Raw genomic sequence first — 16,415 nt, forward strand, 5'->3', positions numbered from 1 at the left:
TTCACTTTAAAAGACTACCGTTTTATTTTCATGAACGAGGACGCGGTCCTCCAAATGCCATTTAACTGCACGGGCCAGCACTCTGCGTTCAGCTGAACGACCGATTTTCTTCATATCCCCTGCTGAATCGCGATGGTCCACACGTTCAATATCCTGCTCGATGATTGGACCTTCATCCAAATCATTCGTCACATAATGGGAAGTCGCCCCAATCAGCTTAACACCTCTATCATAAGCTCTTTCATAAGGCCGGGCACCAATGAAGGCAGGTAAAAATGAATGATGTATATTGATGATTTTGTTTGGATGGGCAGCTACGAAATCCGGCGTCAATATCTGCATATACCTAGCTAATACAATTAGGTCCACATTGAACTCTTCCAAAAGCCCAAGCTGTTTTGTCTCAACTTCCTTACGTATATCCTTATTTGCAGGAATATAATAAAAAGGGATGCCCATCGATTCGACAATTTGCCTGGTATCTTCATGATTACTTATGACTAGCGCAATATCAGCTAATAAATCCCCGCTTTGCCATTCCCATAGCAATTCCAGAAGACAATGCGGTTCCTTGGAAACGAAGATTGCCGTCCTCTTCAAATCACTCACATGGTTAAATGTCCATTGCATTGAAAATGTTGTCGAAACTTCCTGAAATGCAAGTTGCATATCCTTTGCCTTATCCTTTAATCCTGGACAATCGAATTCAATTCTGGTGAAAAAGGTACCGCCCTCAGGATTCATCGAATACTGGCTCAATTCAACAATATTTGCATCATATTCTTTAAGAAAGGCTGTAACTGTTGAAACAATTCCTGGCTGGTCCGGACATTTTATAATTAAGCGGCCTCTATCTTGATATTTTTCGCGAAATTCCTGTAATTGATCTTGCACAAAGTTGCTTACCATTTTCCCAACTGCCCTTCTTCTATTTTGCTATATTATACTTCACTTCATAGGCAAAATTAAAGTCAGTCAAAAAATTCAGGATTTTGTTGGCAGACAATACGAAGCTTTTTTCGTTATCCCCACAGTTTTATCTCATTTCCTTTCATTTCAATAGAAACGGTTTTCAACCATTTTTCTCTTTCGATAGAGATTAAACAATCAACCTGAATTGTTTTATATTCATTTCTAGAGTTGAATCTAGTCGAAATCTCTTACCCTATAAAATAATTATTGTCATTTTTTCAGGAAATTACCGGTAATTTAGGAGGAAATGAAGGCAATGGCCGAGAACCTTTAAGAAGTGCATAGTGAAGGGATTCATGAATGAAATGTCAGCATGATCTGGGCACCTTTTTTTATTTCAGTTTTATTTTCCCTAGTGAATGAGGTTATTTCACTACCTCATAAGGGTATAGACCATTCTATTAGTTTTTTCAAAGGGGGAAATGAAATTATCATGAAATCATCAGTTACATTCATGCTATCCATTCTGGTTATTCTTGGTCTTCTGTCCGGCTGTGCTGAAAAAGACCAGCTAGAGGATGGGAGTAAGCTGATCAATAAGGAACAGTTTGTATTCGCTGCCTCAGGCGAATTCAAGCCATTCAGTTATGTCAATGATGACATGACCGTAACAGGATTCGATATTGAAGTTGGCGATGCAATAGCCAAAGAACTCGGCCTGGAGCCAGTACCTAAACGGATAAAATTCAAAGGTATAGTAGAAGGTGTCAAAACTGGTCGGGCAGATGCCGCGGTTGCCAGTCATACAATTAATGAACAACGAAGTAAACATGTTGCCTTCTCCACCCCTTATTACTACTCAGGTCCTCAAATTTTCGTCCGCTCAGATAGCGATATTAAAACGGTCGAAGATTTAAAGGGAAAGGAAGTTGCGGCTTCTAAAGGCTCCACTTACGCAACCACAGCCGAAAAGTATACAACCAATGTAAAAACCTATGATAGTGATATCACCGCCCTGAAAGCATTGAGCGGAGGACGTCATGATGCCGTCATCACCGACTTTGTAACCGGCAAGGAAGCGACCAAGGAAGGTTTCGACATCAAAGGACGACAATTGATAGAACGAAGCGAGCAGGCCATCGTACTGCCTAACGACAATCCACAGCTGCTTGCACGCATCAACGAAGCACTTGAAAACCTCCGGGAAGATGGAACTCTTGCGAAAATCAGTAAAAAGTACTTTGGTGAGGATATCACAACTAAGCCTGAATAAAGATTGTTAGAAAGGGAGTCATTACATTGCCAAGTTTCTCACATTTTTTTGATACATTATTTAGCTCCTCGGACGTATTCATCCGAGCCATGCTCCTAACATTGGAACTGACGGTAGTCTCCATATTGGTGGGAATCATCATTGGGCTGTTATTTGCACTTTTAAAAATATCAAATATAAAAATTCTTGCATGGATTTCAGATACATATGTATTCCTGGTACGGGGTACACCGCTTATCGTACAGATTTTCATACTCTATTTCGGTATCAGCAATCTCTTCTTACTACCAGACTTCTGGGCGGCGTCACTTGCCCTGGCCTTCCATAATGGAGCTTATATCTCTGAAATTTTACGTGGTACGATCCAATCCATCGACAAAGGCCAAATGGAGGCCGGACGCTCCCTTGGCATGAGCAATTCGCTCACATTAAGAAGAATCATCTTACCTCAAGCCTTCCGTCGTGCATTGCCGCCGCTAGGCAACCAATTCATCATCGGTCTGAAGGATTCATCACTGGCAGCCTTCATATCCATGAATGAGCTGTTTAACGTAGCCACTACGTTAGGTTCCAATAATTTCGATGAAATGACTTATTTATTGATTGTAGCGGTCTACTACTTGATTCTAGTGGCATTCCTGACCATTATCGTCAATTTATTCGAAAAGAAACTGTCCATTAGTGATCGATAGGGGGAATTGAAATGGAACAAAAAGAAATGATTCGCATTAGGAATTTAAATAAATCTTATGGAAACCTACATGTACTCAAAGATATCGATATGAAGGTGCTGGATAGCGATGTTGTCTGTCTGATCGGACCAAGCGGTTCCGGAAAAAGCACACTTCTCCGCTGCTTGAATTATTTGGAGAAGAAGGACAGCGGGCAAATCCTTATTGAAGGAACGGAAATCAAACCTGGTACACATGATATTAATAAAATCCGCGAGAAAGTCGGAATGGTTTTTCAGCATTTCTATCTCTTCCCACATATGACCGTACTTGAAAATGTCATCGAAGCACCGACTCACGTCAAAAAGATCCCTAAGGCCCAGGCTATTGAGGAAGCAAAAGCATTGCTTGCCAAAGTCGGTTTATCAGATAAAGCGGATGTTTATCCAAGCAAGCTCTCAGGCGGGCAGAAACAGCGTGTTGCCATAGCCCGCGCCCTTGCCATGAAACCTGATATCCTACTCTTTGATGAGCCCACCTCCGCTCTGGATCCCGAACTTGTCGGGGAGGTTCTTGCTACGATGAAGGAACTTGCCTTGGAAGGGATGACAATGGTAGTCGTTACACATGAAATGAGCTTTGCACGTGAAGTTGGGGATTGGATTGTCTTCATGCATAATGGACGGGTTGTCGAAAGCGGCCCGCCAAAAGAATTCTTCACCAATCCAAAAGAAGAGCGTACAAAAGAATTCCTGCAAACGACAGTCTTTTGATTTGGCGGGAAGAATTCCTCCTTCACTCCCGATAATCCGGCCTTGAGCCCGGACATCATTATAAGCAGTACAGGCGTGAATTCCTGTATTGCTTATTTTGCATGTAAAACCCGTTCACTTTTTTTATTTGCCAGTTAGCTAGTTCTTCATTTATATGATTGAAATTTCAGGGATATTTTCAATCTGACTGTACAAAATATATACTTGATGAATTGTTTCAGAACATATCCCAAAACCCTGATTCCGGCTCGAACATGGAAAAATATCTGTATTTATGGTATATATACAGGTAAAATTAAAAGAAGTATATAAATGAAAGAGGTCGAATTCAGTTGGAAAATAACTCTTCGAATTTTATTAAAAATATTATAAAAGATGATCTAGAGTCCGGAAAACATGATCATGTCATCACCCGCTTCCCTCCTGAGCCTAATGGATATTTACATATCGGGCACGCCAAATCAATTATTTTGAATTTTGGGGTGGCTGATGATTTCAATGGGAAAACAAACCTACGTTTCGATGATACGAATCCATTGAAAGAAGATATCGAGTATGTCAACTCCATTAAGGAAGATGTAAAATGGCTCGGCTACGACTGGGATAACCTTTTCTTCGCTTCCGACTATTTTGATGAAATGTATAAGAGAGCTGTGCTGCTCATCAATAAAGGAATGGCATATGTGGACGACCTTAATGCCGACCAAATCCGTGAATATCGCGGAACGCTGACCGAGCCAGGGAAAGATAGCCCCTACCGCAATAGAACCGTAGAGGAAAACCTTGAACTATTTGAAAAGATGCGCAGCGGCGAATTCGGGAACGGTGCAAAAGTATTGCGTGCAAAAATCGATATGAGCTCACCTAACATTAACCTGCGCGATCCCGTTATATACCGTATCTCCCATACCGAACACCATAATACCGGCAACAAATGGTGCATCTATCCGATGTATGCCTTTGCCCACCCTATTGAAGATGCTATCGAGGGAGTTACCCACTCCATTTGTACGCTTGAGTTCGAAGATCAACGCCCCCTTTATGACTGGATCGTTGAAAATTGTGAAATGGACAGCAAACCAAAACAATATGAATTTGGCCGTCTTAACCTGACTAATACAGTAATGAGCAAGCGAAAACTGAAGCAGCTCGTGGATGAGAGCTTCGTGGACGGCTGGGACGACCCACGGATGCCTACCGTTTCGGGATTACGAAGACGCGGGTATACACCCGAAGCGATTCGTGCATTTTGCCAAGAGATAGGTGTCGCAAAAACAAGCGGTGTTGTAGACTCTCAAATGCTCGATCATTTCGTGAGGGAAGACTTAAAGCTGAAGGCTCCGCGAACCATGGCTATTCTAAACCCGCTTAAAGTGGTCATCACCAACTACCCTGAAGGTGAGATTGAATGGCTTGATGCTGAGGTCAATCCGGAAGTTCCGGAAATGGGCACACGGCAAATCCCATTTTCACGTGAAATCTATATCGAACAGGACGATTTCATGGAAAACCCGCCGAAAAAGTATTTCCGTCTTTTCCCGGGCAATGAAGTCCGTTTAAAACATGCTTATTTCATTAAATGTGAAGAAGTGATAAAAGACGAAGACGGTAACGTCATTGAGCTTCGCTGCACATACGACATTGAAACGAAAAGCGGATCTGGCTTCACTGGCCGTAAAGTTAAAGGTACATTGCACTGGGTCGAAGCTACACAGGCCGTTTCAGCAGAATTCCGCAACTATCAGCCTTTAATATTGGATAAGGAAAATGCAGATGAAGAAGAAAAATCATTCTTGGAGCGGGTAAACCCTGATTCCGTAGAAATTTCACAAGGCTTTGTCGAGCCTAACATGAAAGATGTTAAGCCTCAGGATAAATTCCAATTCTTCAGGCATGGGTATTACAATGTTGATTCAAAACTCACTTCGCCCGGCCAATTGGTCTTCAACCAAATTGTTGGTTTGAAAAGTTCCTTCAAGTTATAGAGTCACTGAAAAGAACCAGATTCCTAGCGGGATCTGGTTCTTTTCATTCTCTGCACCCTTATTATCATTTTCTCTCGTAAAGTTTGATGCCTTGCTTGGAAAGGGCCTGTTTAAGAGTACAATGTGTCGAAACTTGACTAAAATCAAGTCCTAACTGAATCGATGTCTGGGCTACATCAGGACGAATACCGGAAATGGTCGATTCAATGCCCAACAGGCAGGGTACTTATCAATTGAAAAATCTGATGGGCAACCATCGTGTCTAAAAGGGAAACTCCCGATAAATTGATGCATAAGTTCTTGATGGTCAATGCATTCTGTCCCCTAGAAGCTTCTCAATTTCCACATTGGAATCTGCTGAATAGATGGATCCAACATAGAAGAGTTATCAAGGTTGCATCGATATAAATTTTCATCCACTTTATCCAGCTGTGTTCCCCTACAACTAGTTAGTTCATTTTAAAAAGTAATAATAAGTCTGCATATCCCTCTCTCTCCATTTCACTTCTAGGAATGAATCGAAGGGCCGCAGAGTTTATGCAATATCTCGTGCCTTTAGGATTGGGGCCATCAGGAAAAACATGTCCGAGGTGCGAATCGGCGTCCCTGCTGCGCACCTCGGTCCGGGTCATTCGGTGGCTGAGATCCATTTTTTCATTGACACTTGCCGACATGATAGGCTTCTTGAAACTCGGCCACCCACAACCGCTATCATACTTATCACGTGAACTGAATAGGGGCTCCCCAGAAACGACATCCACATAAATGCCTTCTTCAAAGTGGTCCCAATAAGCATTATCGAAAGGAGGCTCCGTGCCATTTTCCTGGGTTACATGGAACTGACGCTCGGTTAAGGTCTTCCTAAGACGCGCATTATCCTTAGGCCAATTTTCCTTAATGAAAGCATCCCGTCCCGAGCCCTTACGATACAATGCATAGCGAAATTGATTTTTCCGATGGAATTCTTGATGGTATTCCTCTGCTGCGTAAAATTTCCCCGAGGGTAAAATACCCGTAACGATAGGTTTCTTAAACCGTCCGCTCATCATTAAAGCTTCCTTGGACTGCTCTGCTTCCTGTTTCTGACGTTCATTAAGATAGAAAATGGCTGCCTTGTATTGCCCTCCCCTATCCGAGAACTGGCCACCGTCATCCGTTGGATCGATTTGGTGCCAAAATATCTCTAATAACGCTTTATAGGAAATGATTGATGGATCGAATTCCACTTGAACCGCTTCGACATGATCAGTCGAACCGGTAATCACTTGTTTGTAACTAGGCGCGGTAAAACTACCGCCCGTATAACCCGATGTCACGCTAATGATTCCATCCATTTCATCAAAGGGAGCAACCATGCACCAAAAACAGCCTCCTGCAAAGATAGCTGTTTCTTTCTCATTCATCGTCATCCTCAACTCCCCTTTCATGGCTAGTGATTTCATGTATTATATACCAGCAAGCCAAATACCTTCAAATTCAAAACAATAGATTTCTTTATCTTTGCTGAACAGATAAAAAAAAGGCACTTAGGAGTAAACCCAAGTACCTCTTATGTTAAATCCACTTGCATATCATTAAACTGAACATTATGGTTTCTTAAAGTATTACACTTACGATGATCGCTGATAGGATGCTGACAAGAGTCGCACCGTATAGCAGCTTCAAGCCGAAACGAGCCACAACATTTCCCTGTTTTTCATGCAGGCCTTTGACCGCACCAGCAATGATTCCAATAGATGAAAAATTAGCGAATGAAACCAAGAAAACCGAAACGATCCCTATCGTCCTATCGCTCAATGCCGATGATGCATCCCCTAAGCTCAGCATGGCAACGAATTCATTCGTCACTAGCTTCGTCGCCATGATTCCGCCTGCAGTAACGGTTTCTGAAATCGGTACACCCATGATAAAGGCAAACGGTGCAAAGATATACCCCAGGATTTCTTGGAAGCTGATGCCGAGGATCATATCAAATAAGCTGTTGATTCCTGCAATTAATGCCACGAAACCAATTAGCATCGCTGCAACAGTGATAGCAACCTTAAATCCATCCATGATATATTCCCCAAGCATTTCGAAGAAAGACTGCTTCTCTGCTCCTACTTCAACTGGGAGAATATCATCTTCATCCGTTACCGTATAAGGGTTAATAATGGATGCAATGATAAATCCACCAAACATGTTAATCACAATAGCCGTCACAACATACTTTGGTTCAATCATGGTCATATAAGCACCGACTATCGACATCGATACGGTTGACATGGCTGACGCACAAAGCGTATACATGCGTGATGGAGGAATGGCACCGAGTTGTTTTTTCAAGGTGATGAAAACCTCGGATTGGCCGACTATTGCTGATGCGACAGCATTGTAAGATTCCAATTTACCCATTCCATTCACCTTACTCAGCAGGAATCCAATCCACTTCATGATGAAGGGAAGGATCTTGAAGTGCTGTAAAATCCCGATTAATGCTGAGATGAATACGATAGGTAGAAGGACATTTAAAAAGAAGGGTGATGCTCCTTTGTTTACAATCCCGCCAAATACAAAGGTGATCCCTTCATTTGCCCATTCCAAAAGTTTTCCGAAACCATTGGCAATCGAATTGATGATCACTAAACCGAACTTCGTATTTAATAATAAATAAGTTAAAATAAGCTGAATGATCACCATCAGTATGATCGGTTTAATTTTAACTTTCTTGCGGTCACTACTCACTAAAATAGCTAGTCCAAAAACAATAAGCAGTCCTAAAATTGCTATCAGAAATTTCATATTCTGCCTCCACTAAGGTGAATTTAATGATCGTGCATTATTAGTAGGGTACCCTCAAAAATTTTATGCAAACGTTTTCTCTTTTATCCAAAATACTTGTACGTACCTCTCTAGAAGTTTATATTAAACTAATATTTTTTCAAGTGCAATTGTTATCTCACTTTTTAAAATAACAATTGATTACAATAATGGGTTTTTCCTGAAATTAAAAGAAGATTCCCTTGAAAAGGAACCTTCAAACTGTAGACAAACTCGATGAAAATCGAGTTTGTCTACAGTTTTTTTGAGAGTTTTAAAAATTCAAACGTTGATTAGAACGTAGGGCACTCGCTCCAATCAACTTTGTTTTAACAATTAGATATAACCTCTTTTGCCTACAGTCTTTTTTGTTTTAAAATAGGATAAAACTTGAGGTGATGACGATGCTTTCGAAACATCATTGATAAAGTGCCTCACTTCTCAACGTTCGGGAAAAATTACGAGCGACACTTTAAAGATACTGACCTGTTTGAACAGATTTTCTATCGCATCTTAATGACAGCTTCCGAAAGAAAGTTAAATAAGTGCTGAGCATGTATTCGTTGATTCCACTCATGTGAAAGCCAGTGCAAATAAGCGAAAGTTCACAAAGAAAGTCGTTCGCAAGGAAACACGAGCGTTTCATGTACGCCTTCAAGAGGAAATAAATCAAGATCGTGAAAACCATGGAAAGAAACCTTTTCCACCAGATAAATTTTATAAGGAAGAAACCAAAGAGATGAAAGAAAGTACAACAGATCCTGAGAGTGGTTACTATGTGAAAGATGAACGGACAAAACAGTTTGCCTATTCATTTCACACGGCTGTAGACCGCAATGGTTTTGTGCTAGGGTCAATGGTCAAGCGATTGGATGGCATCATTAACTTTTCTTTTGATTTCTCGGAAAAGTGATTTCAAAACGGGTTCGTTCATTTTGTTCACTAGTAACCTTGATCGTCCCTTGATGTGTGTTAACAATCCATTGGGCAATGGATAGGCCTAAACCGGAGCCTTCATTTGCTGAACGGGATTGCTCCACTTGATAAAAACGGTTAAAAATCAAGGGGATTTCTTCCTGTGGGATGCCTTCTCCATTATCCTCTACAGAAAGAATGATGGATGAAGCATTCTTGATGCAGGAAAGGGAAATCTCCCCGCCTTCCTCCGTGAACTTCATGGCATTATCCACCAAAATCACCAATAGCTGATGAATTCTCTCTTTATCCCCATGAAACACCACCTGTTCGGGGGCATGGCTAATTATTGATTTTTCTTGAAAAGAAGCTATATCAGTATACTGTTCAACTATGTCCATCAGTAAGTCATCAAGGAAAAAGTTCGATTTCTTAACCTCTATTTGATTCGAATCCGTTCTAGTCAAGGTCAAAAGTCCGTTAACAAGTTTATTCAATCGTCGGACTTCTTTCGAAATGATCGATATATCAACGGCTTTTTCCTCGATTGTCGCGTTCGGTGATTGAAATAGCAAATCAGCCCGCGATTGAATGACAGCAAGTGGCGTTCGAATTTCATGCGAAGCATCCGAGACGAACTGCTGCTGCTGATCCCATGATTTCTTGACTGGTATAAGGGCCCGTCCTGCAAGAAGATAGCCTGCGCCGACCGCTACCAAACTTCCAATTCCCCCACCAACAAACAATATGAGCAGCAAGCGATCGAGCATTTCTTTTTCTGTATCCACATTCCTGATGAATTGTACGGTCATCTCTCCATATTCCGTATTGACCTTGGTGGAAAGCGCACGATACGTCGGTCCATTTACAGATATTTCTTCAATCTCATCAAATCTTTTAGGATAAAATTTCGATTCATTAACCTTAAAGAAATTGTCTTCGCTCAGTCTTGGCTCAATAATCGTATCATCCGGCCCCCAAACGATGACGCTTGGCCCCGGACCTAATAGAAACTCACCTTGCGGACGTCCGCCTGGCATGCCCCCATTATTGAAATCCCTGTGATCCTTTTCAAGTGAATCATTGACATCCCTATAGATCTGATCTTCCGTATAGAAATAAATCGTTCTGCTTAATATGGCTATTAAGACAATAAAGACGATAGAATTCAATAATGTTAGTTGAAGCCGTGTTTTTTGGAACATAATGATCCCCTTATGGTTGTTTTAGCATATAACCAATACCCCGAACGGTTTGAATATCCTTATGATAATTGAAAGGTTCCAACTTTTTTCTTAAATGATGGATGTACACTTCAACAATGGCAATCGTCGTATCTGAATCAAATCCCCAAATGCGGTCAAAAATCTGCTCACGGGTCAATATTTTCCCATTATTTTGAATTAGATACTCCAGTAATTCAAACTGCTTCAAGGTCATTTTAATGATCTTTCCATCAACCAAAATATCCTTTTCTTTTTCCAACAGTTCAATTCCACGGTATTTCACATGCTGCGCAAGCGATATAATGCCACTCCTTCGAAGCAGGGCACGAATCCTGGCCTTAAGTTCCGGTGCCTGAAATGGCTTGACCAAATAATCATCGCCACCCATCTCCAAGCCTCTGACACGGTCCTCAAGCGCATCTTTTGCCGTCAAAAACAAGACGCTTGTATCTATCTTTGCTTCCCTGATTTTCCGTACGATTCCAAATCCATCAATTCCCGGAAGCATTACATCCAAAATGATGATATCGTAGATACTTTGTAGAGCCATGAATAGTCCATCTTCCCCATTTACCGCTGTATCTACTTCATATTCATCAGTCAGGATTTGCCTGATCGATTCTAATAATGAAACATTATCTTCTACCACCAAAACCTTCATCCAGGGTGCCTCCTAACCATTTCAATTATGATATATGTTGATTTTATCCTTTTTCATAGGCAAAAGAAAGCGGGCTTTTAATCGCCGGCTTTCTCTCAAATTGTATGTTCATTCGTGACGCAGTGCTTGGATTGGATTTAATTTGGATGCCTTATTGGCAGGGAAAACACCAAAGATTATACCGATTAAAATGGAGAATAAGAAGGCGAACAGTGTCACCGACCATGAATAACTAATCGTTAAACTTGAAAAAACTGAAACCGATTTCGCTATCCCCAATCCAATTCCAACTCCCAACAGTCCCCCTAAGCAGCTCAAGACCACCGCTTCAATTAAAAACTGAAGAAGAATGGATTTTCGATTTGCCCCAATTGCCTTTCTAATCCCGATTTCCTTCGTCCTTTCTGAGACGGAGACCAGCATGATATTCATAATTCCAATTCCGCCTACAAGTAACGAAATACTCGCAATACCGCCAAGCATGAGAGTGAACGTATCCGACACTGAGCTCATTGTATCCATCAGATTTTCTTGATTGGACACCGAATAGTTATCACTCTGACCTGGAAATGATGTGGTCATCGTACCTTGTACCCGGTACATCGCCCTATCTAAGATATTCTCGTTCTCCGCTTTTAAATATACCGTTCCGATTGTCGTGCTGCCTGTAGCCCGTTCTGCAGCAGTGATCGGTGCAATGATTACATCATCCCCGCTCAATCCCATTGAGGTGCCTGCTGATTTCAAAACACCGATCACCCGATAGGAAACACCTCCGATAAGAACGCTTTGGTCCACCGCTTTTTGATTTTCAAAAAGCGCGTCGGCTGTATCTGACCCCAAGACAACCACCTTAGAGCGTAATTCCGTTTCCATATCCGTCAAAAAACGGCCTTGACTAAGCTTTAGATCCCTCACTGTTAAGTAGGATGAAGTTGTACCGACCATTGAGACCTGTGTCGAAGCTTCTCCGTTTTTAGCATAAACGCGTCCGGTGACCACAGGTGCAACTTCCGATATCCCGTCCATATCTTTAAACTGTTCAATTGTGTCATCCGTCAGCTTCACGGAGTCGGTATCCGTGACACTTACCGTTAACAGGTTCGTTCCCAAGCTATTGATCTCGTCCTGAACGGACTGTGAGGAACCCTGCCCAATCGAAACCAGAACGATTACAGAGGCAACTCCAATAATGATCCCGAGCATGGTTAAAAATGCACGGACTTTATTGGTTTTGATACTGCGTATGGCCATCTTCATTGATTCGCCCAGGTTCAATCCAATCACCTCCGTTTTCAAATAGCTGACCATCCTGTATCCGTACGACACGAGTTGCTTCTTTTGCCACTTCCAAGTCATGCGTTATAAGAATGATTGTTTGTCCCTTTTCGTTTAAATCTTTCAGCATTTGCAGCACTTCTTTACTTGTTTTACTATCAAGAGCCCCTGTCGGCTCATCCGCCAATAAAACGGGAGGGTTGCCTGCAAGCGCCCTAGCAATTGCAACCCTTTGCTGCTGTCCACCCGAAAGTTGAGTTGGCAAGTGATTCTTCCGGTCACTCAGGCCCACCATATCAAGGCACGCATTGGCCACTTCTCTTCTTTCCTTCACACTTGCCCCTCTATAAACCAGGGGAAGTTCCACATTCTCCAACGCTGTCAGTTTTGCCAACAGATTGAAGTTTTGAAAGATAAATCCTATTTTAATGTTACGACTGGCAGCTAACTCATTATCCTTCATCTTTTCCACTTCTTTTCCATCAAGAAGAAATTCACCTGTATCAGGCTTGTCAAGACAGCCAATCATATTCATGAACGTCGATTTCCCCGATCCAGAAGGTCCGATGATAGAAATGAAATCTCCTTTATTGATTGTAAGGCATACATTTTGAAGTGCCTTAACCGTATCTCCGCCTAATTCATACGATTTAGACATGTCCCTGATTTTTATGATGGGGTTCGCCATATTACTGACCTCCCCCACCGTTTGGCATCCCGCCTCCGCTCGGCATTCCGCTGCCACCCTGCATTCGCATTTCGCCATCTTGGCCTCCATTCCTTCCACCGAAGCCGCTGCCTGTCGAATTTTCATTTGAGATGGTTATGGGCAAGGAGACAAACTGGCCCTCTTCAAGACCCGATGTTATTTCGATATACCTATCGTTACTGATTCCAGTTTCAACCGTTGCCTTTGTACTTGTAGCCCCTTCAGCGGAACCGGATTGTTGTATATTCACATATTTCTCTTCACCGTCCTTTTGGACTGCCTCAATCGGAACGTATAAAACATCTTTTACACTATTCGTCACAATGCTCACTTCAGTAGACATCCCAATTTTCAGGTCGCCAGGTTTGTCAATTTTGATAGTGACATCGAATGAAGAAACTCCATTCTCATATGTACCTTCCTTTGCTACACTGGTCACTTCCCCAGTGAACGTTTTATCTTCGAAAGCACTTGCTTTTATTTCAACTGTTTGTCCTTTTTTAACACTTGGAACATCCATTTCATCAACACTGACTGTAGTTTTCAATTTTTTATAATCCGTAACATGTGCCACCACTTCACTGCTTGATACACGATCCCCTTCTTCTACATCCAATTTTGTCACTGTACCATCGAATGGGGCTGTTATCGGGTCACTTCCATCCGAGAAGGTAATAAGTTCATCACCTTTCTCAACCAATTCATTCTTCTCTACAAGGACTTCATCCACTTCACCCGTAACCGAGGAAGTTAGGTCCTTACTATTGATTGCAGCGACAGATCCTGAACCGCTTATTTTAACTTTAAGATCACCCTTTTCAACTTTAGCAGGCACCGACTTTGCAACAACAGGCTCAGCATTGTCCTTCATGAAAAACCAAACGCATCCCCCTATGACCACCACTAAAATCGCACCTATCATTATCCACTTTTTCATATTTTCCCCTTTCATATTTCCTTCGTTGAAACCAGTATCGTGAAGGAAGCTTAACTTTTCCTTAATGGTCGGATTTGATTTCATGGTCGTACATTTATGTCAGCCTTTACTCTCATTAATAATTACACTATGTCGAACGAAAAAAGGTTTATTTCAAGGTTTTAAATTTACAATATATTCTGAAAAATATATACTGATACTGTTATCAGAAAAATTGGTAATCAAAACCAAAATAATATTCAATGAAGGGGGAACCAACTTGGCATCAAACGATTCAATAGCTAAGAAAACCGAGGTAAGCGCTTCCACGGACTACACTAAGATCGTCCAATCACAATCTTTTCAAGAGCTCCTAAGGAAAAAACGCAATTTCATCGTCCCACTATCCATCTTTTTCATGGTCTTTTATTTCACCTTACCCATACTGACTTCCTATTCTAAAGTTCTTAACTCTTATGCCTTCGGGGCTATCAGTTGGGCCTGGGTTTTTGCCTTCGCTCAATTTATCATGACCTGGACCTTATGCATCCTCTATTCCAAAAAAGCTGCGGCTTTTGACCAATTAGTTGAAAAAATCGTTAAAGAAGCGAAAGGATAAAGGTGAATTTACAATGAATATACTTGCTTTCATATTATTTTTAATCATTGTCGGGCTTACATTAGTCATTACCTATTTTGCTTCACGGCGCACCAAAACGACCGCGGACTTTTATACGGCGGACAGCAGCCTGACTGGCTGGCAGAATGGCTGGGCCATTGCTGGTGATTATATGTCCGCCGCCTCTTTTTTAGGAATAGCTGGGATGGTCGCACTCTCTGGATTTGATGGCTTTTTCTATAGTATAGGTTTTCTGGTTGCTTATCTGGTCGTTCTTTATATCGTGGCCGAACCGCTCCGGAACCTTGGTAAGTATACACTGGCGGACATGATCGCTGCCCGTTTCAATGAAAAGAAAGTACGCGGGGTCGCTGCCCTTAACACCATTTCCATTTCAACCTTTTATATGATTGCCCAACTAGTCGGTGCAGGTGCCCTTATAAAACTCTTACTTGGAATTGATTATCTATACTCCGTCATCATTGTAGGTATTTTAATGACCGTCTACGTCGTATTCGGCGGTATGACGGCCACCAGTTGGGTCCAAATCGTAAAGGCGATTTTATTGATGGCAGGTACATTCATCATCTCTATTATCGTGTTGGCGAAATTCGACTTTAGCGTGATCGAGATGTTCAAGCAAATGAAAACAGCCACCCCTTTAGGCGGCGATTTCCTTAACCCGGGTAACAAATTCAAGGATCCATTGGATACTTTATCCCTTAATTTGGCGCTTGTACTCGGTACTGCTGGACTTCCTCACATTCTCATCCGCTTCTTTACGGTAAAAGACGCCATCACAGCCCGTAAGTCCGTAGTATATGCCACTTGGATCATTGGCATCTTTTATATAATGACCATTTTCCTTGGCTTTGGAGCAGCAGCTTTTGTTGGATACGACAAAATCATAGCCGCGAATGCCGCCGGCAATATGGCTGCCCCGCTGCTTGCCGAAGCCATTGGAGGTGACTTCCTGTTCGCCTTTGTGTCTGCAGTTGCTTTCGCTACCATTTTAGCGGTTGTAGCAGGTCTCGTTTTATCTGCAGCCTCTGCTTTTGCCCATGACTTTTATGGCCACATCATCCGAAAAGGTCAAGCTACTGACAAAGAACAGGTCGTTGCAGCTCGTTGGGCATCGATCGGAGTATCCATCCTCTCCATCATCCTTGCTTTATTTGCCCAAAACATGAATGTCGCTTTCCTTGTGTCACTTGCCTTTGCCGTCGCTGCTAGTGCCAATCTGCCAATCATTATCTTCACGGTATTCTGGAAACGTTTTAACACAGCTGGGGCTGTCACGGGTATGATAGTGGGGCTGGTCAGTTCTTTATTACTTGTTTTCCTAAGTCCCAATGTCTGGTCGCCGGTAGAGGGAGCCGCAATATTCGTAGGGGAGCCATTATTCCCACTTGCCAATCCAGGCATAGTCTCCATCCCAATTGGTTTTATCGCAGCTATCGTCGGAACCCTGCTGTCAAGCAAGAAAGCTGATGCCAAAAAATTCGACGAAATATTGGTTACAGCTAACACTGGAATGAAAGACCCTTTATAAGCTGGCTTCATTATTAAATATTAAAAAGAGAAAGGAGATCAAGGTATTCTGGTATTATCCCCTACAGGTAGACAGAGTAAAAAGAGAGCATGATAAAATGTTCTTAACAGTCTATCTGAGAGGGGA

The 16,415-nt window shown here is 42.0% G+C and carries 14 protein-coding genes and 2 pseudogenes; 7 read left to right on the forward strand and 9 right to left on the reverse strand.

The genetic code is table 11. The features are described from left to right. Nucleotides 1-6: 6 nt before the first annotated feature. Complete coding sequence (gene purU, locus SB775_RS04715; protein WP_410860672.1) at nt 7-909, reverse strand: formyltetrahydrofolate deformylase; 903 nt, start codon at nt 907-909, stop codon at nt 7-9. A 496-nt stretch (nt 910-1,405) separates the two neighbouring features. Between purU and SB775_RS04720 the strand changes: the two genes are divergently transcribed. The 4 genes from SB775_RS04720 (at nt 1,406) to SB775_RS04735 (ending at nt 5,614) form a co-directional block, all read left to right on the forward strand. Next, a complete protein-coding gene (locus SB775_RS04720; RefSeq protein ID WP_061465865.1) occupies nt 1,406-2,185 on the forward strand; it encodes a transporter substrate-binding domain-containing protein in 780 nt (259 codons plus the stop codon). Between the two features lie 26 nt (nt 2,186-2,211). Beyond that, entirely contained in the window at nt 2,212-2,877 is a 666-nt protein-coding gene (locus SB775_RS04725) for an amino acid ABC transporter permease (protein ID WP_061465866.1), read from the forward strand. A gap of 11 nt (nt 2,878-2,888) precedes the next feature. Beyond that, nucleotides 2,889-3,629 carry an amino acid ABC transporter ATP-binding protein gene (locus SB775_RS04730; RefSeq protein WP_061465868.1) on the forward strand — a complete coding sequence of 247 codons (741 nt, stop codon included), beginning with the start codon at nt 2,889-2,891 and terminating at the stop codon, nt 3,627-3,629. A gap of 332 nt (nt 3,630-3,961) precedes the next feature. Further along, nucleotides 3,962-5,614: a glutamine--tRNA ligase/YqeY domain fusion protein gene (locus SB775_RS04735; RefSeq protein ID WP_410860673.1), complete on the forward strand. Its 1,653-nt coding sequence runs from the start codon at nt 3,962-3,964 to the stop codon at nt 5,612-5,614. A 64-nt stretch (nt 5,615-5,678) separates the two neighbouring features. Here SB775_RS04735 and SB775_RS04740 read toward each other — a convergent pair. The 3 genes and pseudogenes from SB775_RS04740 to SB775_RS04750 form a co-directional block, all read right to left on the reverse strand. After that, a pseudogene (locus SB775_RS04740) lies at nt 5,679-5,919 on the reverse strand (STAS domain-containing protein); the annotation flags it as partial. A gap of 144 nt (nt 5,920-6,063) precedes the next feature. Continuing rightward, entirely contained in the window at nt 6,064-7,023 is a 960-nt protein-coding gene (gene msrB, locus SB775_RS04745) for a peptide-methionine (R)-S-oxide reductase MsrB (protein WP_410860675.1), read from the reverse strand. A 187-nt stretch (nt 7,024-7,210) separates the two neighbouring features. Continuing rightward, complete coding sequence (locus SB775_RS04750) at nt 7,211-8,395, reverse strand: NupC/NupG family nucleoside CNT transporter (RefSeq protein ID WP_410860676.1); 1,185 nt, start codon at nt 8,393-8,395, stop codon at nt 7,211-7,213. A 441-nt stretch (nt 8,396-8,836) separates the two neighbouring features. Between SB775_RS04750 and SB775_RS04755 the strand changes: the two are divergent. After that, a pseudogene (locus SB775_RS04755) lies at nt 8,837-9,275 on the forward strand (IS5/IS1182 family transposase); the annotation flags it as partial. A 19-nt stretch (nt 9,276-9,294) separates the two neighbouring features. Here SB775_RS04755 and SB775_RS04760 read toward each other — a convergent pair. The 5 genes from SB775_RS04760 to SB775_RS04780 form a co-directional block, all read right to left on the reverse strand. Next, the gene (locus tag SB775_RS04760; RefSeq protein ID WP_125159947.1) at nt 9,295-10,533 is read right to left on the reverse strand and encodes a sensor histidine kinase; all 1,239 of its coding nucleotides are present in this window, start codon (nt 10,531-10,533) and stop codon (nt 9,295-9,297) included. Nucleotides 10,534-10,543: 10 nt separating this feature from the next. Continuing rightward, nucleotides 10,544-11,215 (reverse strand): response regulator transcription factor, encoded by a 672-nt coding sequence (locus SB775_RS04765; protein ID WP_410860677.1) that lies wholly within the window; start codon nt 11,213-11,215, stop codon nt 10,544-10,546. A gap of 108 nt (nt 11,216-11,323) precedes the next feature. Further along, complete coding sequence (locus SB775_RS04770; protein ID WP_410860679.1) at nt 11,324-12,514, reverse strand: ABC transporter permease; 1,191 nt, start codon at nt 12,512-12,514, stop codon at nt 11,324-11,326. After that, nucleotides 12,441-13,181 (reverse strand): ABC transporter ATP-binding protein, encoded by a 741-nt coding sequence (locus tag SB775_RS04775; protein ID WP_410860680.1) that lies wholly within the window; start codon nt 13,179-13,181, stop codon nt 12,441-12,443. Before SB775_RS04775 ends, SB775_RS04770 begins: the two co-directional genes overlap by 74 nt. Before the next feature lies 1 nt (nt 13,182). Then, nucleotides 13,183-14,139: an efflux RND transporter periplasmic adaptor subunit gene (locus tag SB775_RS04780; RefSeq protein ID WP_410860682.1), complete on the reverse strand. Its 957-nt coding sequence runs from the start codon at nt 14,137-14,139 to the stop codon at nt 13,183-13,185. Nucleotides 14,140-14,398: 259 nt separating this feature from the next. On the opposite strand from SB775_RS04780, the gene SB775_RS04785 reads away from it, so the two are divergent. Further along, nucleotides 14,399-14,737, forward strand: coding sequence for a DUF485 domain-containing protein (locus SB775_RS04785; protein WP_284469133.1), 339 nt, complete (start codon nt 14,399-14,401; stop codon nt 14,735-14,737). A gap of 13 nt (nt 14,738-14,750) precedes the next feature. After that, the gene (locus SB775_RS04790; RefSeq protein ID WP_061465877.1) at nt 14,751-16,289 is read left to right on the forward strand and encodes a solute symporter family protein; all 1,539 of its coding nucleotides are present in this window, start codon (nt 14,751-14,753) and stop codon (nt 16,287-16,289) included. Nucleotides 16,290-16,415 lie beyond the last annotated feature (126 nt).

The sequence above is a fragment of the Peribacillus sp. SIMBA_075 genome, from assembly GCF_046534585.1.

Bases quoted from the DNA above. Each gene is read 5' to 3' on its own strand.
- SB775_RS04720 (WP_061465865.1), top strand. From the start codon at position 1,406: ATGAAATCATCAGTTACATTCATGCTATCCATTCTGGTTATTCTTGGT.
- SB775_RS04775 (WP_410860680.1), bottom strand. From the start codon at position 13,181: ATGGCGAACCCCATCATAAAAATCAGGGACATGTCTAAATCGTATGAA.
- purU (WP_410860672.1), bottom strand. From the start codon at position 909: ATGGTAAGCAACTTTGTGCAAGATCAATTACAGGAATTTCGCGAAAAA.
- SB775_RS04760 (WP_125159947.1), bottom strand. From the start codon at position 10,533: ATGTTCCAAAAAACACGGCTTCAACTAACATTATTGAATTCTATCGTC.
- SB775_RS04790 (WP_061465877.1), top strand. From the start codon at position 14,751: ATGAATATACTTGCTTTCATATTATTTTTAATCATTGTCGGGCTTACA.
- SB775_RS04780 (WP_410860682.1), bottom strand. From the start codon at position 14,139: ATGAAAAAGTGGATAATGATAGGTGCGATTTTAGTGGTGGTCATAGGG.
- SB775_RS04750 (WP_410860676.1), bottom strand. From the start codon at position 8,395: ATGAAATTTCTGATAGCAATTTTAGGACTGCTTATTGTTTTTGGACTA.
- SB775_RS04730 (WP_061465868.1), top strand. From the start codon at position 2,889: ATGGAACAAAAAGAAATGATTCGCATTAGGAATTTAAATAAATCTTAT.
- msrB (WP_410860675.1), bottom strand. From the start codon at position 7,023: ATGACGATGAATGAGAAAGAAACAGCTATCTTTGCAGGAGGCTGTTTT.
- SB775_RS04765 (WP_410860677.1), bottom strand. From the start codon at position 11,215: ATGAAGGTTTTGGTGGTAGAAGATAATGTTTCATTATTAGAATCGATC.